Genomic DNA, 24,720 nt, shown 5'->3' with positions numbered 1-24,720 from the left:
CTCCCCGCCTGCCTGTGCCCCCGCTTAGCCGTGTCTTAAGCGCGCCATAAAGATCCTCAGGAGCGGCCTTCGGGGCTCAAATCCGCTGTTCAGCGCGGCTAGCGTGCTGCTCGCAAGGCGGCGTTGCAGGCCGTCGGCGCCGCTTACCGGGGGGCGGCGCCGACGGATGCATCCCGACCCCCCACCCCCCGCTGCCGTGTGCCCCGTTCGACGCAACTGATGAAGGAGACCCCCACGATGACCGCTCCGATGACCCCTCCGAAGACCGCTGGGATGACCGCTCGCCGGAAGGCCGCCGCGTTCGCGCTGGTCGGCATTGCGCCGCTCGCACTGACGGTGCTCACCGCGAGCCCGGCCGCCGCGCACGGTTCGATGTCGGACCCGGTCAGCCGGGTGCTGGCCTGCTACGCGGAGGGGCCGGAGAGCCCCGACTCCGCGGCGTGCAAGGCAGCCGTGCAGGCCGGCGGGGCGCAGGCGTTCTACGACTGGAACGGGGTGCGCGACGGCAACGCGGGCGGCAAGTCCAAGGAGAAGATCCCGGACGGCAAGCTGTGCAGCGCCGCTGACCCCGCCTTCAAGGGGCTGGACCTGCCGCGCGCCGACTGGCCGGCCTCCAAGATGCGGGCCGGCAAGCACACGTTCCGCTACAAGGCCACCGCCCCGCACAGGGGCTCCTTCGAGCTGTACCTCACCAAGGCCGGTTACGACCCGCGCAAGCCGCTGAAGTGGTCGGACCTGGAGTCGAAGCCCTTCGCGAAGGTCACCGACCCGAAGCTGGTCAACGGGGCGTACGTCTTCGACGGGAAGGTGCCGGCGCGGTCCGGGCGCCATCTGATCTACAGCATCTGGCAGCGGTCGGACAGCCCGGAGGCGTTCTACACCTGCTCGGACGTCGTGTTCGGGAAGGGCACGGGCGGGGCGGCCGGGACGTCCACGCGGGCGGCCTCCGCGCCGACCGACGCGCAGCTCGCGGCGGGTGCGGACAAGTCGTCGATCGGCACCGGCCAGCACCACGGTCATCAGGGTGGCGGTACGGGCGGGCACGGCGCCGCCCCGCTCTCGGCGGGGGACGGTGAGCCGGCGCGGGCCGCGGGTCCGGACGCCGGCAGCAAGGCCGCCCACCCGGCCGCCGACGGCAACGCCGCGCACCCGGACGGCGGCGCCAAGCCGGTCGGCGGGCAGCGGCTGGCGGAGACCGGTGGCGACAGCTCCACCGCCCCGATAGCCCTCAGCGGTGCGGCCGTACTGGCCCTGGGCGCCGGGGTCCTGTTCGCCACCGCCCGCCGCCGGGCCGCCCGCCGGCGCGGCTGACAGCCGGCCCCCGGATCGCCGGTACCCGGCATCCCGTACACCCCGGCACCCCACGGCCCGGGGAAGCGAGGCCGCCCCCTTCGCCAAGGGGGCGGCCTCGCGCTGTCACGGGCCGTTCAGGGCAGCGGCTCGATGATGTCGTTGGCGACGTGCTGGTAGACGACCGAGCTGCGGCAGTCGACGACTTCGCGGCGCTTGAAGACCTGGTCCATGAGGAGAGCGTGCAGCCGGTCGACGTCCGGGACAGCGACATGGACCAGGAAGTCGTCGCCGCCCGCGACGACATAGACATTGAGCACTTCCGGCAGTGAGGTCAGGAAGGCCTTGAAGCGCTCGATGACCTCGCGGTTCATGGGGCGGATGCGGATCGTGAGCAGCGCCTGAACGGGACGGTTGAGGGCGCGCAGGTCGACCGTGGCGCGGTAGCCGGTGATCACACCGCGGGTGCGCAGCGCCCGGACCCGCTCCAGGCAGGTGGAGGGTGCGATATTGAGCCTGCGGGCGAGTTCGCGGTTGGTCTGCCGTGCATCGCCCTGGAGTTCGCGGACAATCGCCGAATCAATGGCGTCCATGGGGTCCATGGTGGTGCACCTGCCGAATTTCGTTCGGTGAAGAGTCGAATTGATCAATTGGACGGTTACCTTCTGCGCCTGTGACCGTACAACAGACCTCTCCCGCCGCTTGTGAACAGACGAATGTACGGCGGCTGGGCGTCGGCAGCGGGACCGCACTGTGTGCCGGCGCGGTGCTCGGCCCCGGTGTCCTGACCCTGCCGTCCCTGGCTGCCGCGGCGGCGGGGCCCGCCTCGATCCTGGCCTGGGTGGTGCTGCTGGCCATGTGTGTGCCGGTGGCCGCCTCCTTCGCGGCGCTCGGCGCGCGGTTCCCCGACGGCGGGGGCGTGGCCACCTATGTCCACCGGGCGATCGGGCCGCGCGCCGCGGCCGTGGTGGGGTGGTGGTTCTACGGGGCGGTGCCGATCGGCGTGGTCTCGGCGGCGCTGATCGGCGGGAAGTACACGGCCGACGCGGCCGGCTGGGGTGAAGGGGGCGCGACCGCGGTCGCCGGTGCGGTGCTGGTCGGCTCGCTGGTCTCCAACGCGGTGGGGCTGCGGATGTCAGGGCGGGTGCAGCTGCTGCTCGGCGGGCTGCTGGCGGCGGTGCTGCTGTGCACGGTGCTGACCGCCGCCCCCCAGGTGTCCGCCGCGCACTTCAGCCCGTTTCTGCCCGGCGGCTGGACGTCGGTCGGCTCGGCGGCGTCGGTGCTGTTCTTCGCGTTCGCCGGCTGGGAGGCGGCCAGCCATCTCTCGGGAGAGTTCGCCGATCCGGCGCGGGATCTGCCCCGGGTGACGCGCCGCACGCTCGTCATCATCACCGTGCTCTATCTGGGCCTCGCGGTCGTCACGATCGGTGTACTGGGACCGGCCGCGGCCCGCACCGAAACCCCGCTGACCGAGCTGCTGGCCCGCAGTGCGGGCACGGCCGCCCGTCCGGTGGCCGCCGCGGCGGCGCTCTTCCTCACCTTCGGCGCGGTCAACTCGTACCTGGCCGGAGCCTCCCGGCTCGGCGCGGCGCTCGGCCGGGACGGTGCGGCACCCCGCTGGCTCGCCAAGGGCGGCGCGCCGGGTGAGGTGCCGCGGCGTTCGCTCGCGGTGCTGGGCGGGGTGGCGGTGACGCTGGGGGCGGTGGCCGTCCGCGGCGGCGCCGATCTGGACCTGCTGATGAGGGCCACCGCGACCTGCCTGGCGGCGGTGACGCTGGCCGGCCTGGCCGCCGCGCTGCTGCTGCTCCCGCGCCGCACTCCCCTGTGGTGCGGCGTGCTGGCCAGCTCGCTGCTGACGGCGGTGGTCCTGGCCTTCGCCGGATGGCTGCTGGTGATCCCGGCGGCCCTCGCGTGTGCCGCGGTCGGCTTCCTGACACTGCGCCGGGTGCGGCGCTAGGCGGGTTCACCTGCTGAGGCGGCGCAGCAGGCGGACGTAGCGGTTCCAGCGGGCGGGGCGGGCGACGGTGCCCGTAACGGCGTGTTCGGCGCGGTCCAGGCTGTCCTCCAGGACCGCGTCGTGCAGCTGGCGGAAGGCCAGCGGCCAGGTCAGCCGGGCCGGGCCGTGGGCGCGCATGGCGAGGGTGTGGCGCAGCAGGGTGCGGTCGGGGCCGAGCGGGTGGACGGTGTACTCATGGAAGCCGTCGAAACCGCGCGGCCCTCGGAAGGTGAAGCGCACCCACTGCCCCGGGACGTACGCCGCCACCGTGTAGCGGACCGGGCCGTGGCCGCCGGCCGCCCCCGGCGCGAGGGGGCCGTCGAACCGCATCGGTGGCCAGTCGCGGCCCGGCCAGAGCCGGTCGTCGGCGCCGGAGAGGCCGTCGATCAGCAGCCCGGCCTCGGCGCCGGGCACCGGCAGTACCCGCTCGTGCACGTTGTAGACACCCATCTGACAGCCCTTTCCGCCCGTGCCCCCGGCGCGCCCGGAGGCGTTATAGAGATACGCCTCTAATATACTGGAGAGTACCCTCTAGAACATGGCCAGACCACCCCGCTTCGACCTGCCGCAGCTCCTCGACGCCGCCGTGCGGCTGGCCGCCGAGCACGGGCCCTCGGGCGTGACGATGTCGGCGGTCGCGGCGGCCGTCGGCGCACCCAGCGGCTCGCTCTACCACCGCTTCTCCGGCCGTACGGCGCTGCTCGCCGAGGTGTGGCTGCGTACGGTCGAGGACTTCCAGAAGGGCTACTTCGCGGCCCTGGAGTCGCGGGACGACCCCCGCGCCGGGGCCCGGGCGGCCTCCCGGCACGTCATCGCCTGGAGCCGCGGCAACCCCCAGGAGGCGGCGCTGCTCCTGTACGGGGCGCACGAATTCGGCCGGGACGACTGGTCGGAGGAGCATCTGCACCGCGCGGACGAGGGGAACATGCAGGTCCGGGCGGCCGTGGCGGCGCTCGCGGGGGCGCTGGGGGTGCACGGCAGGCTGGGCCTGGAGCGGGTCTCGCTCGCCGTCATCGACCTTCCGCTGTCGCTGGTACGCCGCCATCTGCGCGGCGGTGAGGCGCTGCCGCCGCACGCCGAGGAGCTGGCCGAGGAGTGCACCGACGCCCTGCTGGCGGGCGGCTGACCGGCGGCCGACGGCACCGGGCGGGAGCGCGGCCCGGCCCCGTGCGGGTGGCGGGCCGGGCCGGCTCCCGGTCAGGCGGAGGCGCAGGTGGTCGGGGTGGCGTGGGCCGGGTCGAGGGCGTTGGCCGTCTCGTGGAAGGCGATGCGGTCGGCGAGGCCGATCGCCAGATGCTCGGAGTGGTCGGCGGGACACAGGTCCTGGAGCAGGACGTTGCGCACATCGGGGCCGTCGAGGAACCCGCTCCGGTAGGGCGTGACGACCTCGTCGTACTTGGTCGCGATCACGGTGTAGTGCACCCCGGGGACGGTGTCGCCACCCTCGTTGAGGCGGTTCAGGACGGGGGAACCGGCGATCTGGCCGGTCAGGCCGGGGGTCAGCTTGTCGAGGTGGTCCTTGGCGCCGGGAAAGTAATCCAGCAGCCGGGTCAGGCCGCTCAGATCGGTGCCGTGGTTGTCGGGGGCCAGTCCGACCAGCGTGTTCACCTTGTCCGCGCCGCCGTAGAACTTCAGGTAGAGCCGCGGCATCATGCCGCCCTGGGAGTGGCCGACGAGGTCGGCCCGCTGCGTCCCGGTGGCGGCCAGTACCCGGTCGACGTAGGCGGCGAGCTGCTGGGCGGAGGTCTCGATCGGCCCCAGGCCGTGGAAGAACGGGACGCCGGGCAACTGGCCGTAGTCCAGGGAGAAGACGCAGTAGCCGCGGGCCATCAGGTAGGGCGCGAGGCCGAGCCAGTTGTCCACGGAGTTGCCGAGGGTGCCGTGCACCAGGATCACCGGGCGGGGGTGCGCGGCGGAGGGCTTGCAGGAGTAGTTGTTCCAGCCGCTGCTGACGGTGGGGGCCGCAGCGGCTGGGGCGGCGGTGGTGCCGAAGGCCAGCGCCAGGGCGGGGAGAAGGGTGAGCGCTCTTGACCAGCGCAGCTTCATACGATGCTCCTTGCGGGGTGAGGGGACTCCGAAGTGCTCGGTGAGCCGTTCACCTGCGATCCGGATCGCAAGGGCCAACGCAGTTGACTGGCAAGTAAGTTACGGCTGGGTAAGCAGGGTGGACCAGCGGTGTGACGGTGAAGGATCCGGCACACGGCCTTCACGGTACGTCCGGGGTCCGCAACCTCCGTTTCATGCCTGCGCCGTGTCCCGTACATCACTCCTGCGCCGCAGCGGCACGATTGTCAGACCGCTCGCCTACAGTCGATGACGCCTGACCAGGGCAGTGACCGAGGGGAGAGACCGATGGAGACGGCACGGACCGCGGAGCTGACGGGGATCGAGGAGATCGCGTCGGCGGCGGAGTTGCGCGAGCTGATCGGCGAACCCACCGCGCATGCCGCGAACAAGACCCGCCACCGGCTGCACGACCTCGACCGGCAGTGGCTGGCCCGCTCGCCGTTCTGCGTGATGGCCACCGCGGATGCGCAGGGCCGGTGCGATGTCTCGCCCAAGGGCGACCCCGCGGGCTTCACCCATGTGCTGGACGACACCACCCTGGTCATACCGGACCGCCCCGGAAACAAGCGCCTGGACGGCTTCCTGAACATCCTCGCCAATCCCCATGTCGGGCTGGACTTCGTCCTTCCTGGGCGCGGTGACACCCTGCGGATCAACGGCCGCGCCCGGCTGCTGCGGGACGCCCCGTTCTTCGACGCGCTGACCGTCAAGGGCAACCGCCCGCGGCTGGCGCTGCTGGTGGAGGTCGAGGAGGTCTTCTACCACTGCTCCAAGGCGTTCCTGCGCTCCGCGTTGTGGGACCCGGAGACCTGGCAGCCCGACGCGCTGCCCTCGCGGGCCCGGATCGTCAAGGGCGTGGAGGCCCAGGACGTGCCCTTGGAGACCCTGGAGGAGCACTACGGCCCGCGGTATGCGGAGCGGCTTTACGGCTGAGAGCGGGGCGGGGTCTTCCGGTGGAGGGTCGCCGCGGGGTGTACGGCTGCGGAGCCGAAGCGTGCCCGGGCGCGGTCGACGGCCGCCTCGATGCGGTGTGCCTTGTCGTCGGACGCGTCGAAGGTCAGCTGCCGGGCGGCGAGTTCGGCGCGGCACAGGTCCTCCGCCCGCAGCGCCACGGACCGGACCCGGGCCCGCTGGAGCCCGAGCGCGGCGTGCAGCGCATAGGCCGCCTCGGTCAGCGCGGGGCCGTGTGCGGTCGGTTCGGCCAGCCGCCGGGTGCGGGTGGTCGTGGAGCGGTCGGCGTAGCGGACGGTGAGGGTGAGGGCGCGGGCCACCTGCCCGCTCGCGCGCATCCGGGCCCCGAGGTCGTCGGCGAGCGAGAGCAGCGCCCGGCGGCGCCTGGCCGGGTCCAACTCATCGTGGGCGAAGCGGTGTTCGGCGCCCATCGAGCGGGCGGCGGCATTGGGCGTCACCGGCGTCGGATCGATACCGCGGGCCCGTTCGTGGACCATCCGGCCGGTCTTCGCGCCGAGGATCCGCTGGAGGGTCGCGGGCGGTGCGGCGGCGATCCGGCCGACGCTGTCGAGTCCGTACGCGAACAGGGCGCGCGCGGTCGCCGGGCCGACGCCGTGCAGCGCCGAGGCGGGCCGGCGGTCGAGGAAGGCGGAGACGGCCCGGGGCTCGTCCGGGACGACCCGGATCTCGCCGGGCGCCGCCCCCTGGGCCGCCATCCGGGCGAGCAGCGGGTTGGCGGCGACCCCGATCGTGCACCGTACGCCCTGCCAGACCAGCGCGCGCAGCCGGATCAGCTCGGCGATGCCCGCCGCGTCCCGGTCGAAGTAGCGCAGCGCACCGCGCACGTCCGCCAGCGCGGCGTCCGGCGGCAGCGCCTCGATCACCGGCGTGAACTGGGCGAGCAGCCGCAGCAGTTGCTCGAACTGCCCGGCGCTCACGGAGGTCCCGTCGACGGTCTCGAAGCGTACGTGGAGCAGGCCCGGCGGGCGCGGTGCGCCGGGGGGCTCCAGCGGTGCGGCGGGCGGCCGCGAGTCAGGGGTCATCCCGCGCTCCCCGGGCTGGAGTGCCACAACTTGCGGCCGGTGGCGGCGCGTTCACCCGGAGGCTGGAGGTCGGCCCAGGGGTGCAGTTCGTAGCCGGTCTCCAGCCGGATGGTGCGGCCCGGCGCGCCGGCCGTCTCGGGCTCCTGGCCGGCCCTCTCGTCCGGCCCCTCGCCGGTCTCCTCACCGGGCCCCTCGCCGGAGCCCTCGCCGGAGCCCTTGTCCGCCCCGGCCGCGGACCGGCCGGGCTCCGTGGCGAGCCGGGCGATGACCGCCTCCAGGCCGCCCGCACGGCGGAGTTCGGCCAGCTCGGCGAGGTTCCAGGCGGCCGCACCGACCACGCTGAGGCTGCGCGGCCCGCGCCGCTGGACGGTACCGCGCACCAGCAGCAGCCAGGAGTGGAAGACGGTGTGGGCGCAGGTCTCGTGGGAGTCGTCGAAGAAGGCGCAGTCGACCAGGCCCGTGCTGTCGTCGAGGGTGGTGAAGATGACCCGGCGGCCGGAGCGGACCGGCGGCGTCTGGGTGGCCGCCTTGGCCCCGGCGACCAGTACCGTCTCACCGTTCCTGGCGCCCTTCAGCCGCCGGGCCGGCAGCACGCCCAGCTCCGCGAGGAACTCCCGGTGATCGGCCATCAGATGACGGGAGGCGTCCATGCCGAGGACGCCCAGCTCGGCGCTGAGCCGTTCGGTGTCGGTGAGGTCGGGCAGCCCCACCGGCTCGACCGGTTCGGCCCGGTCCTCCTGGTCCGTGAGCAGCGTCAGCTGGCCGCCGGGTGCGTGGCGCCCGTGGTGGTGCAGCTCGCTGAGGTACAGCAGCAGGTCCCGTCGGTTCGCGCCGAAGGCGTCCAACGCGCCGACCCGGGCCAGGCGTTCGGCCACCGGACGGCTCGGCCTGGCCCGCTGCCACAGGTCCTGGAGGGAGCGGTAGGGCTGCCCGGCCTCGATCCGCCGCGCCTCGGCCTGGCTCATGCCGTGCACGTCGGAGAGGGCGAGCCGCAGCCCCCAGACGCCAGGGGAACCCTCCGCACCGGACACCAGTTCGATCCGGTGGGCGACCGCCGACCGGTTCACATCCAGCGGCAGTACCGGCACCCCGCGCCGCCGCGCATCCGCCAGCAGCAGCCGCTTCGGATACATCCCCGGGTCGTGGGTGAGCAGCCCGGCGTAGAAGGCGGCGGGGTGGTGCGCCTTGAGCCAGGCGGACTGGTAGGTGGGCACCGCGAAGGCCACCGCATGCGCCTTGCAGAAGCCGTACGAGCCGAAGGCCTCGACGATCTCCCAGGTCCGCGCGATCACATCGGGTGCGTAACCGCGCCGCTCGGCACACTGGGCGAACCAGGCGCGCACCCGGCCCTGGAGCTCCGGGTCGGACAGCGCGCGGCGTTTCTCGTCCGCCTCGTCCCGCGCACAGCCGGTCATGATCCGCAGCACCTCGATGATCTGCTCGTGGAAGACCACCACGCCATAGGTCTCGCGCAGCGGTTCCTCCAGGTCGGGGTGCGGATAGCGGACCGGCCTGCGGCCGTGCCGGGCCTCGATGAAGGGCCGCACCATGTCGGCGGCGACCGGGCCCGGCCGGAAGAGGGAGATGTCGACGACCAGGTCGTGGAAGGTGGTGGGCTGCAACCGGCCGAGCAGATCGCGCTGGCCCGGCGACTCGATCTGGAAGCAGCCCAGCGTCTCGGTCGAGCGGATCAGGCCGTAGGTGGCCGGGTCGCCGGGCGGCACCTGCGCGGGGTCGTCGAGGTCGAGCCGGCGCCCGGTGGCCCGGCCGATCTCGGCGACCGCATGCGCCATCGCGGACTGCATCCGCACCCCCAGCACATCGAGCTTGAGCAGCCCCATCTCCTCCACGTCGTCCTTGTCGAACTGCGACATCGCGAAGCCCTCGCCGCTGGTCGGCACGACGGGCGTACGGTCCAGCAGCGTGGCGTCGGAGAGCAGCACCCCGCACGGATGCATGGCGATCCCGCGCGGCAGTGCGTCCAGCGCCTCGACCAGCTGCCACAGCCGTTCCCCGCCGGCCTCCCGTACCCCGCGCAGCTCCGGCAGCTCGGTCAGCGCCGCCCGTGCGTCGCGGGCGCGGATGTGCGGAAAGGCCTTGGCGAGCCGGTCCACCCGGGCCGGGTCCATGCCCAGGGCGGCCCCCACGTCCCGTACGGCGTGCCGTACGCGATAGGTCTCGGGCATCGAGACCGTGGCGACCCGCTCCGCGCCGAAGCGGTCGAAGATCGCGCGGTAGACGTCCAGCCGGCGGGCGGACTCCACATCGATGTCGATGTCCGGCAGCGCCGCCCTCCGCTCGGACAGGAAGCGCTCCATCAGCAGCCCCTGCTCGACCGGGTCGGCGTGCGCGATGCCCAGCAGATGGTTGACCAGCGACCCGGCGCCGGACCCGCGGGCCGCAACGCGGATGCCCATCTCCCGTATGTCGTCCACCACTTGAGCAACCGTCAGGAAGTACGAGGGGTAGCCGAGCCGTTCGATCGTGCGCAGCTCGTCGTGCAGCCGCGCCCAGCGCTCCCGGTCGCGGTCGTAGCCGCGCAGCACCATGCCGGCGGCGCAGCGTGAGCGCAGCACCCGGGCGGCGGTGCGGTGCTCCGCGCCGACCAGCCGCGGCTCGGGGAAGTGGATCCGGCCGAGCCCGATGTCGTCCTGCGGGTCGACCAGGCAGGCGCCTGCGGTCTCCTCGGTCATGGCGAGCAGCCGGTGCGCCAGGCCGCGGCGGAAACCGGCCGCCTCGGCGATCCGCTCGGCGGTGCGGCTCATCGCGGCGCCGTCCTTGAGCCAGCGCTCGCCGCTGTCCCAGGACTCGGGGCGGTGCGGGTCCACCGGCACCAGGCGGCGGGCGGAGTCCAGTACGTCGGCGACCGGGCCCTGGCCGGGGTCGGCGTAGCGGACCGCGTTGGTCAGTACGGCGCGGATGCCCTGGTCGACGGCGAAGCCGAGGGTGCGGGCGGCCAGCCGGGGGGAGCCGGGGCCGCTGCCGGGCCGGCCGTGGTCGACGACCTCCAGGCGCAGCGCCTCGCCGTACAGCTCGCGCCAGGGGGCGACGATCCGGGCGGCGCGGTCCGGGCGGCCGGCGGCCAGCGCCCGGCCGACCTCGGAGTCCGGCCCGAGCAGCACGGTCAGTCCGTCCGCGGCGGACGCGAGGGCGCTCCAGGGCAGGACGGGCTGCTCCGCCTGTCCGGCGTGGGCGGCCGAGACCAGCCGGCACAGGGCGGCCCAGCCGGCCGCTCCGTCACGGGCCAGGAAGACGGCGCGGGCGGCGGACTCGTCGAGGAAGGCGCCGCCGCGCACCGGGGTGCGCCGCCGCGCGGTGCCGGTACCGGCCGCGGGCCCCGGCTCGCGCTCCGCCACGGCGAGTTCGCTGCCGAACAGCGGGCGGATACCGGCCTCGGCGGCGGCCTTGGCGAAGCGTACGGCGCCGGAGAGGCCGTCCCGGTCGGTCAGCGCGAGGGCGTCCATCCCGCGCTCGGCGGCACGCTCGGCCAGCCGCTCCGGGTGGGAGGCTCCGTAGCGCAGGGAGAACCCCGAAGCGGTGTGCAGATGCGTGAACCCTGGCATCCGCACCTCCTGCACCTCACCCGCCCCCGGCCGACCCGATGTCCCTCGTTCCTCACCTCCACCATAACCCGCCCATCGAACATTCGTACGAACAACACGCCGGGCCGGGTCGAAGACCGCCGTCGGCGTCCGCCGATCAGCCCCACCCGATCTGCGCACCCCGGCCACCGCCCGCAAGATGTGGGAGCGAAAGCCTCATATCCGCCGCCGCGAGTGCGAGGAGCGCTGTATGGGCCCGACGGACGACGGCACCCGCACCACCTTCGCCGGGGAGGTGCGCAGCGCGGTGACGCCGCATGCCGCGCTGCTGGTGCTCGGCGTTCTGGGCCTGATGATCGCGTTCATCACCTCCTACACCGGGGCCTTCCACCACCCCCGGCCGGCCGACGTACCGCTCGGTGTGGTCGCTCCCCCGCCCGTCGGCGGGCAGCTGGTGCGCACGCTGGACCGGCTGCCCGGCTCCCCCCTGGACCCGCGCGCGCTCCCCTCCGAGCGCGCCGCACGGCAGCAGATCGCCGACCGGAAGATCGACGGCGCGCTGATCGCCGGCCCGCGCGGCACCACCGACCGGCTGCTGGTGGCAAGCGGCGGCGGGGCCTCCCTCTCCCAGGCGGTCGAACTGGCCGTCCGCGCGGCCGAGAAGCGCGGGCACCGCACCGTACGCACGGTGGACATCGCCCCCGCCGACCAGGGCGACAGCCGCAGCCTGTCGTCCTTCTACCTCGTCGTCGGCTGGTGCGTCGGCGGCTATCTGTGCGCCGCGATCCTCGCGATCAGCGCGGGGGCGCGCCCCTCCAACGGGCACCGGGCGGTCATCCGGCTGGCCGCACTCGCCCTGTACGCGGTCGCCGCCGGACTGGCCGGCGCGATCGTCGTCGGCCCGGTCCTGGGCGCCCTGCCCGGCGCCTTCCTCGGACTGTGGGGACTGGGCGCCCTGGTGGTCTTCGCGGTGGGCGCCACCACCCTCGCCTGCCAGGCCCTGCTGGGCATCCTCGGCATCGGCCTGGCCATCCTGCTGATCGTCATCCTCGGCAACCCGAGCGCGGGCGGCGCCTACCCGTACCCCTTGCTGCCGCCCTTCTGGCGGGCGATCGGCCCCGCCCTGCCACCCGGCGCGGGGACCTGGGCGGCGCGCTCCCTCGCCTACTTCCGCGGCCATGCGATGACCGGGCCCCTGCTGGTGCTCGCCGCCTGGGCGGTGGGCGGCACGGTGCTCACCGTGCTGCTGTCGGTCTTCCGCAGGACGGAGCGGACGGCACAGGAGGGCACGGCCCACGCGCGGGCGCCGGCGGCCTGAACCCGCCGTTCACCCCCGAACGGCACTCCCCCCACCCGAACCACCCCAAGGAGCAACCACCATGACCCTCCCCGTCGCCCGGCTGTCCGACCCCGCGGTACGCGCCCTGGTCACCGCCATCAACGCCAACGACCGGGACGCCTTCCTGGCCGCCCTCACCCCGGACGCCACGATGTCCGACGACGGCTCCGACCGGGACCTGATGCACTGGTCCGACGAGGAGATCTTCGGCTCCCGCGGGCACATGGACGTGCAGTCGGAGTCGGACGACGGGCGCTCGCTGGTGGCCGACTACCGCAACGACACCTGGGGCCAGATGCGGACGCGCTGGCGCTTCACGGTGGTCGACGGCAAGGTGAGCCGCTTCGAGACCGGGCAGGCGTAAGGCGGGATCACGGATCCTGCGGGCATGAGGGCGGGCGCCCGGCGGGTGTGCTCCGCCGAGCGCCGGCGGAGCACACAGGCGCCGGGCGCCCGGCGGATCACATATGTGTGCCGCCGTCGATCCGGATCTCCGTGCCGGTGATGAACGCACCGTCCCGCGAGGCCAGCATCGCGATGACACCGGCGACGGTCTCCGGCCCCGCGAAGCCCTCACCGATGGCCGGGGCGAGCTTGGCGAACAGCGCCATATCGGCGTCCTCGGGCAGCCCCGGCCCGCGTCCTGTGGTCATACCGCTGGCGATGGAGCCCGGCGCCACACACACCGCGCGCAGCCCCTGCCTGCTGTACTCACTGGCGATGGCGTGCGTCATGGACTGGATGCCGCCCTTGCTCGCCGCGTACGCCGCCATGTACGGGTGCGCGAACGAGGCGGAGGTGGAGCTGAAGTTGACCACGACCGGCGCCTCGCCCTGGAGGAGGGCGGGCAGCGCCTCACGGATCATCAGGAAGGTGCCGGTCAGATTGACCGCGATGATCTGGTTGAAGAAGTCCAGGCCGGTCTCGTGGGTGTGCGAGGAGCGCAGGATGCCGGCCGCGTTGACCAGGACGTCCAGGCCGCCGAGGCCGGCCACCGCGGCGGCGACACCGGAGCGCACCGCCGCCTCGTCGGCGATGTCCAGCACCGCGGTCTCCAGCCGTCCCGCGGCCCCGTCCGCGGTGGCCCGTTCGGCGGTGCGCCGCAGCCCGGCCGCGTCGACGTCCGCCGCCACCACCCGGCCTCCCTCGGCGAGGATCCGCTGGACGGTGGCCTGTCCGATGCCCGAGCCGGCGCCGGTGATCAGGACGCGGCGGTCTGCAAAGCGGTTCATGGTGCTGCTCCGTTTCCCGGCGGGAGGCCGGGCGCCGCTTCCGCGCCGGACCGTTACGCCGTACCCGGGCGCACGGTACGCCTTGGTGGCACGATGTGCCAAGCGTGCTCGGTGTGACGAGGTGGCGTTGCGCTCCGTAAGCTGTGCCCATGCCGACCGAGCCCCGCCCCGGACCGTCGCCCCGCCCCTCGCTGACCGAGCGGCGCAAGGCCGAGACCCAGCTGGAGATCGCGCGCACCGCGGCGGACCTGTTCGCGGAGCGCGGTGCCGCGGTCACCGCCGACGAGATCGCCCGCACCTCCGGGGTCGCGCTGCGCACCTTCTACCGCTACTTCCGCACCAAGGAGGACGCGGTCGCGCCGCTGCTCGCCGCGGGGGTGCGGCAGTGGATCGACGATCTGGCCGCACCGCCGGCCGGAGCGGGCGCACGTCCCGTACGCGAGGAGCTGGAGCGGGCCGCCCGACGGGCGCTGACCCCCGCCGACGAGCCCGCCGCGGAGGCGCTGGACCGGACCCGGGGGCTCCTGAAGGCGATGCCGGGCGATCCGGCGCTGCGGGCGGTCTGGCACCGGGTCCACCACGATGCCGAGGAGGCGCTGCGGCCGGTCCTGGCCCGGCTGACGGGCGCGGACCCGCTGGAGGTGCGGCTGGCCGCGGCCGCCGCGAACACCGCGATGCGGGTCGCGGTGGAGGAGTGGGCAGCGGGAGACGCGCCGGCGGACGGGCCGCAGGGGCCGGGCGCCCTCGTGGTGCGGGCCATGCGCGCGCTGACAGCGGGACTGGCGGAGCCGGACGGAGCGTGAGGGCGGCGCTACCGGAGCCGGACGCGCGCGACGGCGGACGGCCGGAGGGGAGCGGACCGGGGCGGTAAGGCGGCGGGCGGCCGGGTGGCTCTTACCGCTACGGGACTCCACGGCCGGACGGAGGGTGCCTCCGGCCCCCCTCTTCAGCCAATCAGCGGAGATCGAAACCCTCCCGAACGACCGGTCGGCGGCCGGATCGCTTCCTTCCGGACCGTTCCGGCCCTTGCCAGCAGCATGACGGGCGGGGCATCAGCCCTGGCCGCACCCCGGTTTGCTGCAACCCCCTTGCGTCACCGCCGAATCGTTCGCGCCATTACCCTCAGCTTTCATCCAACGACTCAAAGCGATCGCCCGGTGACCGATCGAGATGCTTTTCGGGGTGTTGGTGAGCAAGACTCCCGTCCGGTATCTGCACACCTCGAGCAAGGGAGTGTTCGTCATGCGGTACACCACTGGGGCGATCGCGCTCGGCGCGGCGCTGGTTCTGGGCACGATGGCCACCTCCGCGCAGGCCGCCGCACCGGCGCAGCCCGCGCGGTCGGGTGGGCTCTACGCGCCCTCGGAACTGGTGCTGACGGTCGGCCAGGGCGAAAGCCGCGCGAACGCCACGGTGCAGCGCGCCGTGACGCTCAGCTGTACACCGACGGCCAAGGGCACCCACCCGAACGCAAAGAGCGCCTGCACTGAACTGCGCGCGGCGGCAGGTGACTTCAACGCGGTGACCAGCGCCAAGTCTCAGCGTCCGTGCACCAAGGAGTGGGCACCGATCGTCGTCACCGCCGACGGCGTGTGGCAGGGCAAGCGCGTCTCGTACACCTACACCTTCTCCAACTCCTGCGCGAAGACCGTCGCCCTCAACTCGGTCTTCGAGTTCTGATACGAGGCCCGGCCGGCACGCTGCGGGTCCCCGGGCATCGGAGCGTGATGCCCGGGGACCGTCGCACGGCGGCCTCGGTGCCGGCCCCCGGACCGCCAGCTCCGGGGGCCGGCGCCGTGCACGGTGCCGTGCACAGTGCGCCGTACGCGTCGTCAGCCGATCTGCGCGCCGTAGGCCTCCAGGGCCTCCGGGACCGGCTGGAAGAAGGTCTCGCCGCCGCCGGAGCAGTCTCCGCTGCCGCCGGAGGTGAGGCCGAGGGCGGTCTCGCCGTCGAAGAGCGCGCCACCGCTGTCACCGGGCTCGGCGCAGACGTCGGTCTGGATCAGCCCCTCGACCGTGCCCTCCTGGTAGTTGACGCTCGCGTTCAGCGCCTTGACCGTGCCGTCGTGCACCTGGGTGGTGCTGCCGCTGCGCTGCACCTTCTCACCGACGGTGGCCTCCGCGGCCTTGGTGATCTTCTGGCTGCTGCCGTTGTAGAGGTCGACCTCGCTGGGGTGCGCGGTGTCGCCCGTGTACTTGGCGAGGGAGTAGTCGTCGCCGGGGAACTTCGAGTCCTCGGTGGTCGCGATCTCCGAACCGCCCTGCTGGTCGGACCAGCTCTTGACGGCGTTGCCGCAGTGCCCGGCCGTCAGGAAGTACGGCTTGCCGTCCTTGACGACGTTGAAGCCGAGCGAGCAGCGGGCGCCGCTCCCCCAGATCGCGTCGCCACCGCCGATGAAGGGGGTGAACGTGCCCTTGCTGTGGCGCAGCTCGACCTTGTCGCCGAGGCTCTCGGTGACCTTGGTGAGCCGGTCCAGCTTGGCGCCCTTGACCGTGCGGTCGGCGGTCACCACGACCTTGTTGCTCTGCGGGTCGATGCCCCAGGACGTGCCGGGGATGGTCGCCTTCGTCTTCAGCGTCTGCCGGGCCGCGTCGAGCTGGGCCAGCGTGTGCTTGACGAGTCTGGCCTCGGCGCCCTTCGCCCGTACGGCCTTGGCCGCCGCTTCACTGACGACGTTGACCACCAGCTTCTTGGCCTTGGCGTCGTAGAACGCGCCGGCCGTGCCGGTCTTGAGCTGGGATGCCAGGGTGGTCGCCGCGGCGGAGGTCAGCTTGGCCACCGTGGGGGTGGGGGCCGGGGCGGCATTGGCGTTGGCGAGGGTCACGGTGGCGGTGGCGGCGAGCGCAAGCGCTCCCGCGCCTGCCACCAGGGCGCGCCGGTTGGGTATGCGTCGGTGCTTCAACTCAGAGCCTCCCGTGGGGGGATGGGCCCAGACTGTGGGGAGTCGCACGGGCCCGGAGAGTGAGGTTCGGAGCACGGACCGATCCGCCCCGGCGGGCAGCGCCTCAGGGGAGTCGCGTCCATGCCAACGTGCGGACCGAGTATTCCCATCCGCCTCACTCGTGCACAAGACCGAGATCCGGTCTCACATACGGGAGTTCACCTTTTCGTCACACGGTCATCACACCCGTGAACGCGCGCACCGGTCCCGAGGGCGGACATCAGAGGCGCGCGGAGCATCCGGGGGCGCACGGAAGTGTGAGGACCGGGACTGTCCGGAAAGCGCCCCCTCTCCGAGAGAGGGGGCGCGGGCGTACGACCTCTTAGGGGCGCGCGGAGGCGCTCTACGGCAGCTCCTCCGCCTCGGGAAGCTCCTCCAGCTCCGGCGTCAGCGCACGGTCGGCCTCCGCGCCGGCGGCATCCTCGGTCCGGATCCGCGGCTCTTCGAGGGCCGGCTCGTCAAAGGAGAGCCCTTCGATGGTGGGCCCTTCCGCCACGGGCTCCTCAGGGGCCGCCGTGGCAGCCGGCCGCTCCACGCCGGTCTGCGCCCCGGCCTGCCCGGACTCCGCCTCGGCCTGCCTGGTCTGCGCCTCGGCCTGTAGCCCGGAGCGCTCCAGGAACCGCAGCAGCTCGACGGGGAAGGGCAGGACGAGGGTGGAGTTCTTCTCGGCGGCCACCGCCACCACGGTCTGCAACAGCCGCAGTTGCAGCGCCGCGGGCTGGTCGGACATCGCCGCGGCGGCCTGGGCCAGCTTCTTCGACGCCTGGAGCTCGGCATCGGCGTTGATCACCCGGGCGCGCCGGTCACGGGTGGCCTCCGCCTGGCGGGCCATCGACCGCTTCATCGTCTCCGGCAGCGAGACGTCCTTGATCTCCACCCGGTCGACGGTCACGCCCCAGCCGATGGCCGGGCTGTCCATCATCAGCTCCAGGCCCTGGTTGAGCTTCTCCCGGTTGGACAGCAGATCGTCGAGTTCGCTCTTGCCGATGATCGACCGCAGTGAGGTCTGCGCCATCTGCGAGACCGCGAAGCGGTAGTCCTCGACCCGGACGACCGCGTCGGCGGCATCCACGACCTTGAAGTAGACCACCGCGTCGACCCGGACCGTGACGTTGTCGCGGGTGATGCCTTCCTGGGCGGGCACCGGCATCGTGACGATCTGCATGTTGACCTTACGCATCCGGTCGATGCCCGGAACGATCATGTTGAGGCCCGGCTCGCGCACCGGGGAGACCAGCCGCCCCAGCCGGAGGACCACACCGCGTTCGTACTGCTTGACCACCCGCGCGGCCGCCATGAAATACAGCGTGCCGGCGCACCCCACCGCCACCGCGGCCTGCACCAGTTCTTCGACCATCACGGCCCCCTGATGTGTGCCGTATGCCGTCCGAATCGGGCTTGTCTTCCATGGTATGCCCGGCTCGGAGAAGGGGTCGAGGCCGCGGCGGGCGCGGACGGCCCCCGTCCGCCGGCGGACGGGGGCCCGTACTGCCGGCCCCGGGCCCGGGGCATCGGCAGGACGTCGGTACGCGGCTCAGCCGGCCGGCGTCAGTAGACGCTCACGCCGTACGCGCTCAGCGCCTCGGTGACGGGCTGGAAGAACGTGGTGCCGCCGGATGTGCAGTCGCCGCTGCCGCCGGAGGTCAGGCCCAGCGCTTTGGTCCCCGCGTAGAGGGGTCCGCCGCTGTCGCCGGGTTCGGCGCAGACGGTGGTCTGGATCAGGCCGGAGACGATGTCGCCGCCGCCGTAGTTGACGGTGGCGTTGAGGGCGGTGACCTTGCCGCTGTGGATGCCGGTCGTGGAGCCGCGGCGGGTGACGGACTGGCCGACGCTCGGGGTGCCGGCGCTGGTGATGTCCTGGCTGCCGACCATGCCGGGGTGCGACAGGGAGGTGTTGGTGTACTTCACGATGCCGTAGTCGTTGCCCGGGAAGCTGGAGCCGGTGGTCGGGCCGATGCTCGTGGAGCGCGAGGAGTTGGTGTACCACGGCGGGTTGCCTTCGGTGCAGTGACCCGCCGTCAGGAAGTAATAGGTGCTGCCGCTACGGACGTTGAAGCCCAGTGAGCAGCGCCAGCTGGGGGCGTAGATGGCGTCGCCGCCGGAGATGAACTTGCGGAAGGTGCCGGAGATCCGGTCGATGCGGATCGCGTCGGCGTTGCTGCCCGCGGCCCGTTCGATCCTGGCGATCTCGTCCTGGGAGACGGTGCGGTCGGCGGTGACGACCAGGATGTGGGTCCTGCCGTCGACCCGCCAGGCGGTGCCGGCGACATCCGCGGTACGTACCGCGTGACCGGCGGCCGAGAGCTGGGCGGCGCTGAAGGTGGTTGCGGGGGCAGGGTCCTGGGCGTGGGCGGTCGGGATGGCGATGGCCCCGACGGCCACCAGTCCGGACGCGACGGCGGTCAGCCGGGTGCGTCTCGCTCTGCCGCTGCGGGGGGTGGTGCGCTCGTTCCTCACTGATTCCTCCGAGGGGGATCCGGGGGCCGCGGGTGAGCAGCCCGGTGAGGCGCAGCCGAAGGGCACGCGGAATCCGCACGTTCATTTTCGTCGTGCCCCTGACAAGCGCTGAGCGGAGTTTCGGGCGGCGCACCCCCACAGCGCAAGAGGACCGCACACATGACTTGTGCCGGACATCAGCCGATAGCACTGCGCGCCTCAACGCCCCGCCCCGGCAGCCACGTTGACGGCCCGTCGACACCCGCCACCCGGGCCACCGTCAACCGACCGAAGGGGGTGGGCACTTACGAGCGGATCCTGAAGAGGGCGGTACGAGCCCTCGGCGCTCACGATCCCGCGGATCGGCCCGCCGGGGATCACGTTCGGCCGGCGCCCTGCCGGGCGGTCCGTCCCACGTTCGAGTGGGGGGCGCACGCCCCTCCCGCGCCCCGGACCCGCGTTGTCCGATTATCCGTGTGCCGCGCTTTCGGGGGAGGCCGGACCCGCTGCGCGGCGCGGAATCCGCCGGGTCGTCCGCGGCACTCCGACGGGCCGCTCACCGGATCATCAGGCTCTTCTGCGTGCCGGAAGCCAGGACCGTGGGCATTTGCCCTGGTCCCCTGCGCGGGCCGGTTCCGGCGTTCACCCCGGCGTGCCGACCGGGTGTGCCCCTTATCCGGTATCACCCGGTCGGGTACCGAACGTAATGTTCTTCGTACTGTCAGTTTCCTTACCAGGCGCGCAAGGTGATGACGCGCCACCCTCTTTGCACCAGATGTGTCACGAACCCCCCGTGCGGCGGCTATCCACTTGGCACACCCTCCGCCTCATGGACGACGATAGGGGTGGACACACAGACACCGCGGGTGAGAGGAGGGCGTCAATGGGATCGGTGCGCAAGGCGAGTGCTTGGCTTGGCCTCGTCGACGACAGTGATGACGAGCGCTACTACGACGACGACTACGCCGAGGGACCCGATGCCGGTGACTCCGGTGGCAGCAGCCCCTGGGTGACCGACCCCCGGGTCCGGGTGGCCGACGAGACCGCCCAGGACCAGGGCACCCGCATCGCCACGGTCACCCCGGAAAGCTTCCGGGACGCCCGCGGCATCGGCGAGCTGTTCCGCGACGGTGTCCCGGTGATCGTCAATCTGACGTCCATGGAGCCCGCCGACGCCAAGCGGGTGGTGGACTTCGCGGCCGGCCTGACCTTCGGTCTGCGCGGGTCGATCGAGCGGGTCGCCACCCGGGTCTTCCTGCTCACCCCCGCCGACTACCGGGTGCTCAGCGGCGAGGTCCGCGACCACCGCAACGGCGGCTTCTTCAACCAGAGTTGAGGGGCCCGGTGCTTCCGGCCGGCAGTCCGGGGATCGCCCACCGGCCGTTGCAGCAGTCAGGGCTGTGGGCAGGACCGCTCACCGGAAGGCATCGAGACCGGTGAGCGCCTTGCCCAGCACCAGCTGGTGCATCTCGACGGTGCCCTCGTAGGTCAGCACCGATTCGAGGTTGGTCGCATGCCGCATGACGGGGTACTCCAGCGAGATCCCGTTGGCGCCGAGGATCGTCCGGGCGGTGCGGCAGATCTCTATCGCCTCCCGTACGTTGTTCAGCTTGCCGAAGCTGATCTGCTCGGGGCGCAGCCGCCCCGCGTCCATCCGCAGCCCCAGATGGTGGGCCAGCAGGATCCCCTTGTGCAGTTCGACGGCCATGTCGGCGAGCTTGGCCTGGGTGAGCTGGAAGCCGCCGATGGGCTTGCCGAACTGCTCCCTGGTGCGGGCGTAGTCCAGCGCCGCCTCGAAGCTGGCGCGGGCGGCGCCCATGGAGCCCCAGACGATGCCGTAACGGGCGTGGCTGAGGCAGCCGAGCGGGCCGCGCAGTCCGGTGACGCCGGGCAGCACCGCATCGGCCGGCAGCCGTACGTCGTCCAGCACGAGTTCGCTGGTCACCGAGGCGCGCAGGGACCACTTGTGCCGGATCTCGGGGGCCGAGAACCCCGGGGTGCCGGTGGGGACGGCGAAGCCGCGGATGCCCTCGTCGGTACGGGCCCAGACCACCGCGACACCGGCCACCGAGCCGTTGGTGATCCACATCTTGCGGCCGTTCAGCACCCAGTCGGTGCCGTCGCGCTTGGCGTACGTCCGCATCCCGGCCGGGTCGGAGCCGTGGTCGGGCTCGGTCAGGCCGAAGCAGCCGATGATCTCGCCGGCCGCCATCCCGGGCAGCCAGCGCTGCTTCTGCTCCTCGGAGCCGAACCGCCAGATCGCGTACATGGCGAGCGAGCCCTGTACGGAGACCAGCGAGCGGATGCCGGAGTCGGCGGCCTCCAGCTCCAGGCAGGCCAGGCCGTACTGGACGGCGGAGGCGCCGGCACAGCCGTAGCCGGTCAGGGACATGCCGAGCGCGCCGATCGAGCCGAGTTCCCGGGCCAGTTCGCGGATGCCGGGCAGCTCACCGGCCTCGTACCACTCCGCGATGTGCGGCAGGATCCGGTCGGCGGCCCACTGGCGGACGGTGTCGCGGACCGCCCGGTCCTCGTCGGTGAGCAGATCGTCGATGCCCAGCGGATCACCGGGGTCGAACGGCGGAACCGTCGAGGAATCCGAGGAAGCTGCGGACGGCTTGGCGGACATGCGGGCCTCCGGCGGGTTCAGCGCTCGCGCGTAAAACTAGCGGCGGTAGTTATGGCGGGTCCGACGGTACGGCCCGCGCTGCCGCGCGGCAAGGGTCACCGCCGCGCGGCACGCGAGGTCAGGAGGCCGTGCCGCGGCTCAGCGGCCGGAGCTCGCCGGGGCGGGCTCACTGCTGCCGCGGCCGGCGCCCGCCGGGGCGCTCTCCCCCTCGGCCTCCGCCCGCTCCGATGACTCCGCGGCCCGGCGCGGCAGCCGCAGCGCGATCGCGGCGCCGGCCAGCAGCAGTACGGCGCTGGCGACGAGGGTGATGTGCAGCCCGCGGACGAAGGAGTCGCGGGCGGCCTCGCGCAGCGCGGCCCGGGCGGTGTCGGGCAGACCGGCGGCCACCTTGTAGGCCTCGCCGAGGGAGTGCGCGGCCGAGGCGGAGGCCTTCGCGGGGACGCCGTCGACCCGGGCCAGGCCCGGCGCGTAGGCGGCGTTCATGACGCTGCCGAGCAGGGCGACGCCGATACCGGCGCCGAGCTGGTAGGAGGTCTCGCCGATGGCGGCGGCGCCGCCGGACTGCGCGGCGGGGGCCTCGCTGAGCATCGACTCGTACGCCCCGAAGAGCGTGGACTGGAAGCCGAAGCCGAGCAGGATGAAGCCGCCGGCCAGCAGCCAGGGGAGGTCATGGCTGGACATCGCGGTCAGACAGAGCACCGCGACGGCGGTCAGCACGAAGCCCAGCGAGACCATCGCGCGCGGGCCGAGGGCCTGGAGCATCTTCGAGCCGGTGAGGCCGGCGGCCATCGCGGAGAAGACCAGCGGCAGCATCCGCAGCCCGGTCTGGAGGGGACTGAGGCCCAGGACCAGCTGGAGGTACTGGACGGCGATCAGTTGCAGGCCCACCAGAGCGAGCATGGCCAGCACGATGCAGCCGACGGAGGTGCCGAACGCGGGCCGGGCGAACAGCCGCATGTCGATCAGCGGGTGCGCGCGCCGGTGCTGGCGCCGTACGAAGACGATCAGCAGCGCGATGCCCACGAGGATGGGCAGCAGCGTGGTCGGGCCGACCACGGCGGCGCCGCTGCCGATCCGCTTGACGCCGAGGACGATGCCCAGCACACCGAGCGCCGCGACGACCGCGCCGACCACGTCCCAGGGGCCGTTGCGCTCACCGCGCGACTCCGGCAGCAGCCACCGGCCTATCAGCAGCATCGCGGCCATCATCGGGATGTTGATGAGGAAGACCGAGCCCCACCAGAAGTTCTCGACGAGGAAGCCGCCGAGGACCGGGCCGACCGCGGCGCCGACCGCGGCCACCGCGCTCCACACGCCGATGGCCACCGCGCGCTCACGCCGGTCGGGGAAGACCTGCCGCAGGATCGACAGCGTGGCAGGCATGATCATCGCGCCGCCGATGCCGAGCAGGGCGCGGGCCACCATCAGGATCTGCGGGTTGGGTGCGAGGGCGGCCGCGGCCGAGGCCAGGCCGAAGAGTCCGTAGCCGAGGAGGAGGATGCGGCGGCGGCCGACCCGGTCGCCGAGGGTGCCGAAGAGGATCAGCAGCGAGGCCGCGATCAGCGGATAGACATCGACGATCCAGAGCAGCTCCACCGGACCCGGGCGCAGATCCTCGGTCACGGACGGCACCGCGACGTAAAGGATCGTGGTGTCCAGCGCGACGAAGAGCAGGCTGACGCAGAGCACGATCAGCACGGTCCAGCGGTTCACACCGCCGCTTGAAAGCCGGGGAACACCAGCCGTCCGTCCCCTGTCGGACGCGGTCGTCCCGGACATGCAGCACCTCCAGTCATGCTCTCGCGGCCACGGATCAGGGCGCGAAAAACGCCCCGGGGGAACCGGCGGCACAGGCGAGTAGAGACGTCAGACTACGCGAGTCCCGGAAGGGCTCGCGTGGCTCACCTCACGATGAGACGCTCATCGCAGGGCCATTCGTTCCCCCACCCGCGGTCGGCGGGCGTTCTTCGGCCACCTGGATAATCGTCCGGATGAACGATCTTGCCTCCGCCGCCGTTCCCGGCCCGATACTGCGCGACGGCTCCGGTGTACGCGCCGCGCTGCGCCGTGCCGCACCCGCGCTGGCGGCGTACGCCGCGATCCGGGGACTGGGCCTGGCCGTGCTGGCCGTCTGGTCGGCGGCGAACGGCAAGAACTGGCACACGCTGCTGACCGCCCGCTGGGACTCGCTCTGGTACACCCGGGTCGCCGAGCAGGGCTACGGCTACGCGGTCCAGCTGCCCAACGGCGATCTCCACTCCAACCTGGCGTTCTTCCCGCTGCTGCCATGGCTGGAGCGCGGGCTGTCGGCGCTCTCGCCGCTGTCGGCCGCGGACGCCGGAATGCTGGTGGCGTGGCTGGCGTCGACGGCCGCGGCCTGGGCGCTGTACGCGACCGGCGAGCGGCTGCACGGGCCGCGGGCCGGGATCGCGCTGGCCGCCCTGTGGGCCGCGCTGCCGGTCGGGATCGTGCAGTCGATGGCGTACTCGGAGTCACTGTTCACCGCACTGGCGGCCTGGGGTGTCTACGCCGTACTGACCGGGCGCTGGGTGTGGGCGGGGGTGCTGGCCTCGCTGGCCGGGCTGACCCGGCCGGTGGGTGCGGCAGTGGTCGCGGCGGTGTGGCTCACCGCGGCGTTCACACTGTGGCGCGAAAGAGCCGGTGGCGCGGGGCTGCGCGCGGGGCTCCGCAGGCACCCCGGCCTGCTGCCCGGCGTACTGCTCGCCCCGCTCGGCTGGTGCGGCTACTTCCTGTGGGTGGGCGCCCAACAGGGCTCGTTCACCGGCTATCTGGACGTCCAGGGCGGCTGGGGCAACGGCTTCGACGGCGGTCTCGCCTTCGGCACCTTCATCTGGCACCAGCTGACCGGGCCCGCCTTCCCGGCCGGTCTGGGACTGCTCATCGGCGTCGGGCTGGTGATCTGGCTGTACGTGCGCGGCGTACGGCAGGGCCAGCCGCTGCCGCTGGTGGTCTACGGCGGGGTGGTCCTGCTCCTCGCCCTGACCGCCAAGGGCTACTTCGGGTCCAAGCCGCGGCTGATGATGCCGGCCTATCCGCTGCTGCTGCCGCCGGCGGTGGCGCTCGCGCGGCTCCGCCCGGTGCGGTCCTGGGTGGTCATCGGGCTGGTGGCGGCCGGCTCCGCGGTCTACGGGGCGTTCTGGCTGAACGGATCGGGCCCGCCATGATCATCTTTCGGCCACGGCGACCGGATGATCCCGCTCCGCACGACCCGGCTCCGGGAAACGTCCTCCAA

At 72.9% G+C, this 24,720-nt stretch carries 21 protein-coding genes; 10 read left to right on the top strand and 11 right to left on the bottom strand.

Features of this window, described 5'->3' with window-relative positions; genetic code table 11:
• Positions 1 to 273: 273 nt before the first annotated feature.
• Positions 274 to 1,311, top strand: coding sequence for a lytic polysaccharide monooxygenase auxiliary activity family 9 protein (locus ACZ55A_RS24735; protein WP_468844232.1), 1,038 nt, complete (start codon positions 274 to 276; stop codon positions 1,309 to 1,311).
• Positions 1,312 to 1,427: 116 nt separating this feature from the next.
• Here ACZ55A_RS24735 and ACZ55A_RS24730 read toward each other — a convergent pair whose 3' ends face one another.
• On the bottom strand, positions 1,428 to 1,883 hold the full coding sequence (locus ACZ55A_RS24730; RefSeq protein WP_468843929.1) for an Lrp/AsnC family transcriptional regulator: 456 nt from the start codon (positions 1,881 to 1,883) through the stop codon (positions 1,428 to 1,430).
• Between the two features lie 80 nt (positions 1,884 to 1,963).
• On the opposite strand from ACZ55A_RS24730, the gene ACZ55A_RS24725 reads away from it, so the two are divergent.
• A complete protein-coding gene (locus ACZ55A_RS24725; protein ID WP_468843926.1) occupies positions 1,964 to 3,247 on the top strand; it encodes an APC family permease in 1,284 nt (427 codons plus the stop codon).
• Between the two features lie 6 nt (positions 3,248 to 3,253).
• Here the strand turns inward: ACZ55A_RS24725 and ACZ55A_RS24720 are convergent, their stop codons facing one another.
• Positions 3,254 to 3,736: an SRPBCC family protein gene (locus ACZ55A_RS24720; RefSeq protein ID WP_468843924.1), complete on the bottom strand. Its 483-nt coding sequence runs from the start codon at positions 3,734 to 3,736 to the stop codon at positions 3,254 to 3,256.
• 88 nt (positions 3,737 to 3,824) lie between these two features.
• Here ACZ55A_RS24720 and ACZ55A_RS24715 point away from each other — a divergent pair, with 88 nt between their 5' ends.
• Positions 3,825 to 4,412 carry a TetR/AcrR family transcriptional regulator gene (locus ACZ55A_RS24715; protein WP_468843922.1) on the top strand — a complete coding sequence of 196 codons (588 nt, stop codon included), beginning with the start codon at positions 3,825 to 3,827 and terminating at the stop codon, positions 4,410 to 4,412.
• 71 nt (positions 4,413 to 4,483) lie between these two features.
• Here ACZ55A_RS24715 and ACZ55A_RS24710 read toward each other — a convergent pair whose 3' ends face one another.
• On the bottom strand, positions 4,484 to 5,332 hold the full coding sequence (locus ACZ55A_RS24710; protein WP_468843920.1) for an esterase/lipase family protein: 849 nt from the start codon (positions 5,330 to 5,332) through the stop codon (positions 4,484 to 4,486).
• Between the two features lie 306 nt (positions 5,333 to 5,638).
• Here ACZ55A_RS24710 and ACZ55A_RS24705 point away from each other — a divergent pair, with 306 nt between their 5' ends.
• Positions 5,639 to 6,286: a pyridoxamine 5'-phosphate oxidase family protein gene (locus tag ACZ55A_RS24705; protein ID WP_468843917.1), complete on the top strand. Its 648-nt coding sequence runs from the start codon at positions 5,639 to 5,641 to the stop codon at positions 6,284 to 6,286.
• Here ACZ55A_RS24705 and ACZ55A_RS24700 read toward each other — a convergent pair.
• Both ACZ55A_RS24700 and ACZ55A_RS24695 read right to left on the bottom strand, forming a co-directional pair.
• Positions 6,277 to 7,347 (bottom strand): DNA polymerase Y family protein, encoded by a 1,071-nt coding sequence (locus ACZ55A_RS24700; protein ID WP_468843914.1) that lies wholly within the window; start codon positions 7,345 to 7,347, stop codon positions 6,277 to 6,279. The genes ACZ55A_RS24705 and ACZ55A_RS24700 overlap by 10 nt on opposite strands.
• On the bottom strand, positions 7,344 to 10,910 hold the full coding sequence (locus tag ACZ55A_RS24695; RefSeq protein ID WP_468843912.1) for a DNA polymerase III subunit alpha: 3,567 nt from the start codon (positions 10,908 to 10,910) through the stop codon (positions 7,344 to 7,346). Before ACZ55A_RS24695 ends, ACZ55A_RS24700 begins: the two co-directional genes overlap by 4 nt.
• A 229-nt stretch (positions 10,911 to 11,139) precedes the next feature.
• Between ACZ55A_RS24695 and ACZ55A_RS24690 the strand changes: the two genes are divergently transcribed.
• Both ACZ55A_RS24690 and ACZ55A_RS24685 read left to right on the top strand, forming a co-directional pair.
• Positions 11,140 to 12,207, top strand: coding sequence for a DUF3533 domain-containing protein (locus ACZ55A_RS24690; RefSeq protein ID WP_468843909.1), 1,068 nt, complete (start codon positions 11,140 to 11,142; stop codon positions 12,205 to 12,207).
• A gap of 61 nt (positions 12,208 to 12,268) precedes the next feature.
• The gene (locus ACZ55A_RS24685; protein ID WP_468843907.1) at positions 12,269 to 12,592 is read left to right on the top strand and encodes a nuclear transport factor 2-like protein; all 324 of its coding nucleotides are present in this window, start codon (positions 12,269 to 12,271) and stop codon (positions 12,590 to 12,592) included.
• Positions 12,593 to 12,689: 97 nt separating this feature from the next.
• Here the strand turns inward: ACZ55A_RS24685 and ACZ55A_RS24680 are convergent, their stop codons facing one another.
• The gene (locus ACZ55A_RS24680; RefSeq protein WP_468843904.1) at positions 12,690 to 13,460 is read right to left on the bottom strand and encodes an SDR family NAD(P)-dependent oxidoreductase; all 771 of its coding nucleotides are present in this window, start codon (positions 13,458 to 13,460) and stop codon (positions 12,690 to 12,692) included.
• A 149-nt stretch (positions 13,461 to 13,609) separates the two neighbouring features.
• On the opposite strand from ACZ55A_RS24680, the gene ACZ55A_RS24675 reads away from it, so the two are divergent.
• The gene (locus ACZ55A_RS24675) at positions 13,610 to 14,263 is read left to right on the top strand and encodes a TetR/AcrR family transcriptional regulator (RefSeq protein ID WP_468843902.1); all 654 of its coding nucleotides are present in this window, start codon (positions 13,610 to 13,612) and stop codon (positions 14,261 to 14,263) included.
• Positions 14,264 to 14,702: 439 nt separating this feature from the next.
• Complete coding sequence (locus ACZ55A_RS24670) at positions 14,703 to 15,140, top strand: subtilase-type protease inhibitor (protein WP_468843900.1); 438 nt, start codon at positions 14,703 to 14,705, stop codon at positions 15,138 to 15,140.
• A 152-nt stretch (positions 15,141 to 15,292) separates the two neighbouring features.
• Here ACZ55A_RS24670 and ACZ55A_RS24665 read toward each other — a convergent pair whose 3' ends face one another.
• From ACZ55A_RS24665 to ACZ55A_RS24655, 3 genes are all read right to left on the bottom strand, one after another.
• Complete coding sequence (locus ACZ55A_RS24665) at positions 15,293 to 16,363, bottom strand: S1 family peptidase (RefSeq protein WP_468843898.1); 1,071 nt, start codon at positions 16,361 to 16,363, stop codon at positions 15,293 to 15,295.
• 382 nt (positions 16,364 to 16,745) lie between these two features.
• Positions 16,746 to 17,759 carry a slipin family protein gene (locus ACZ55A_RS24660; RefSeq protein ID WP_468843896.1) on the bottom strand — a complete coding sequence of 338 codons (1,014 nt, stop codon included), beginning with the start codon at positions 17,757 to 17,759 and terminating at the stop codon, positions 16,746 to 16,748.
• Positions 17,760 to 17,950: 191 nt separating this feature from the next.
• Entirely contained in the window at positions 17,951 to 18,859 is a 909-nt protein-coding gene (locus tag ACZ55A_RS24655) for a S1 family peptidase (protein WP_468843893.1), read from the bottom strand.
• A gap of 862 nt (positions 18,860 to 19,721) precedes the next feature.
• Here ACZ55A_RS24655 and ACZ55A_RS24650 point away from each other — a divergent pair.
• Complete coding sequence (locus ACZ55A_RS24650) at positions 19,722 to 20,174, top strand: cell division protein SepF (RefSeq protein ID WP_468843891.1); 453 nt, start codon at positions 19,722 to 19,724, stop codon at positions 20,172 to 20,174.
• Positions 20,175 to 20,252: 78 nt separating this feature from the next.
• Here the strand turns inward: ACZ55A_RS24650 and ACZ55A_RS24645 are convergent, their stop codons facing one another.
• Both ACZ55A_RS24645 and ACZ55A_RS24640 read right to left on the bottom strand, forming a co-directional pair.
• Positions 20,253 to 21,467: an acyl-CoA dehydrogenase family protein gene (locus ACZ55A_RS24645; protein WP_468843889.1), complete on the bottom strand. Its 1,215-nt coding sequence runs from the start codon at positions 21,465 to 21,467 to the stop codon at positions 20,253 to 20,255.
• A 138-nt stretch (positions 21,468 to 21,605) separates the two neighbouring features.
• Positions 21,606 to 23,246 carry an MFS transporter gene (locus ACZ55A_RS24640; RefSeq protein WP_468843887.1) on the bottom strand — a complete coding sequence of 547 codons (1,641 nt, stop codon included), beginning with the start codon at positions 23,244 to 23,246 and terminating at the stop codon, positions 21,606 to 21,608.
• A gap of 212 nt (positions 23,247 to 23,458) precedes the next feature.
• Here ACZ55A_RS24640 and ACZ55A_RS24635 point away from each other — a divergent pair, with 212 nt between their 5' ends.
• Positions 23,459 to 24,652 (top strand): hypothetical protein, encoded by a 1,194-nt coding sequence (locus ACZ55A_RS24635; RefSeq protein WP_468843884.1) that lies wholly within the window; start codon positions 23,459 to 23,461, stop codon positions 24,650 to 24,652.
• Positions 24,653 to 24,720 lie beyond the last annotated feature (68 nt).

It is taken from the genome of Streptomyces sp. NPDC034111 (genome assembly GCF_055575375.1).
The sequence above is the reverse complement of the archived record's forward strand: the minus strand, read 5'-3'. Positions and strand labels throughout refer to the sequence as shown.

What these genes read in the sequence shown, in the direction of transcription:
- ACZ55A_RS24735 (WP_468844232.1), top strand. Translation starts at nt 274, where the DNA reads ATGACCGCTCGCCGGAAGGCCGCCGCGTTCGCGCTGGTCGGCATTGCG.
- ACZ55A_RS24730 (WP_468843929.1), bottom strand. Translation starts at nt 1,883, where the DNA reads ATGGACGCCATTGATTCGGCGATTGTCCGCGAACTCCAGGGCGATGCA.
- ACZ55A_RS24720 (WP_468843924.1), bottom strand. Translation starts at nt 3,736, where the DNA reads ATGGGTGTCTACAACGTGCACGAGCGGGTACTGCCGGTGCCCGGCGCC.
- ACZ55A_RS24715 (WP_468843922.1), top strand. Translation starts at nt 3,825, where the DNA reads ATGGCCAGACCACCCCGCTTCGACCTGCCGCAGCTCCTCGACGCCGCC.
- ACZ55A_RS24710 (WP_468843920.1), bottom strand. Translation starts at nt 5,332, where the DNA reads ATGAAGCTGCGCTGGTCAAGAGCGCTCACCCTTCTCCCCGCCCTGGCG.
- ACZ55A_RS24705 (WP_468843917.1), top strand. Translation starts at nt 5,639, where the DNA reads ATGGAGACGGCACGGACCGCGGAGCTGACGGGGATCGAGGAGATCGCG.
- ACZ55A_RS24700 (WP_468843914.1), bottom strand. Translation starts at nt 7,347, where the DNA reads ATGACCCCTGACTCGCGGCCGCCCGCCGCACCGCTGGAGCCCCCCGGC.
- ACZ55A_RS24695 (WP_468843912.1), bottom strand. Translation starts at nt 10,910, where the DNA reads ATGCCAGGGTTCACGCATCTGCACACCGCTTCGGGGTTCTCCCTGCGC.
- ACZ55A_RS24690 (WP_468843909.1), top strand. Translation starts at nt 11,140, where the DNA reads ATGGGCCCGACGGACGACGGCACCCGCACCACCTTCGCCGGGGAGGTG.
- ACZ55A_RS24685 (WP_468843907.1), top strand. Translation starts at nt 12,269, where the DNA reads ATGACCCTCCCCGTCGCCCGGCTGTCCGACCCCGCGGTACGCGCCCTG.
- ACZ55A_RS24680 (WP_468843904.1), bottom strand. Translation starts at nt 13,460, where the DNA reads ATGAACCGCTTTGCAGACCGCCGCGTCCTGATCACCGGCGCCGGCTCG.
- ACZ55A_RS24675 (WP_468843902.1), top strand. Translation starts at nt 13,610, where the DNA reads ATGCCGACCGAGCCCCGCCCCGGACCGTCGCCCCGCCCCTCGCTGACC.
- ACZ55A_RS24670 (WP_468843900.1), top strand. Translation starts at nt 14,703, where the DNA reads ATGCGGTACACCACTGGGGCGATCGCGCTCGGCGCGGCGCTGGTTCTG.
- ACZ55A_RS24660 (WP_468843896.1), bottom strand. Translation starts at nt 17,759, where the DNA reads ATGGTCGAAGAACTGGTGCAGGCCGCGGTGGCGGTGGGGTGCGCCGGC.
- ACZ55A_RS24650 (WP_468843891.1), top strand. Translation starts at nt 19,722, where the DNA reads ATGGGATCGGTGCGCAAGGCGAGTGCTTGGCTTGGCCTCGTCGACGAC.
- ACZ55A_RS24645 (WP_468843889.1), bottom strand. Translation starts at nt 21,467, where the DNA reads ATGTCCGCCAAGCCGTCCGCAGCTTCCTCGGATTCCTCGACGGTTCCG.
- ACZ55A_RS24640 (WP_468843887.1), bottom strand. Translation starts at nt 23,246, where the DNA reads ATGTCCGGGACGACCGCGTCCGACAGGGGACGGACGGCTGGTGTTCCC.
- ACZ55A_RS24635 (WP_468843884.1), top strand. Translation starts at nt 23,459, where the DNA reads ATGAACGATCTTGCCTCCGCCGCCGTTCCCGGCCCGATACTGCGCGAC.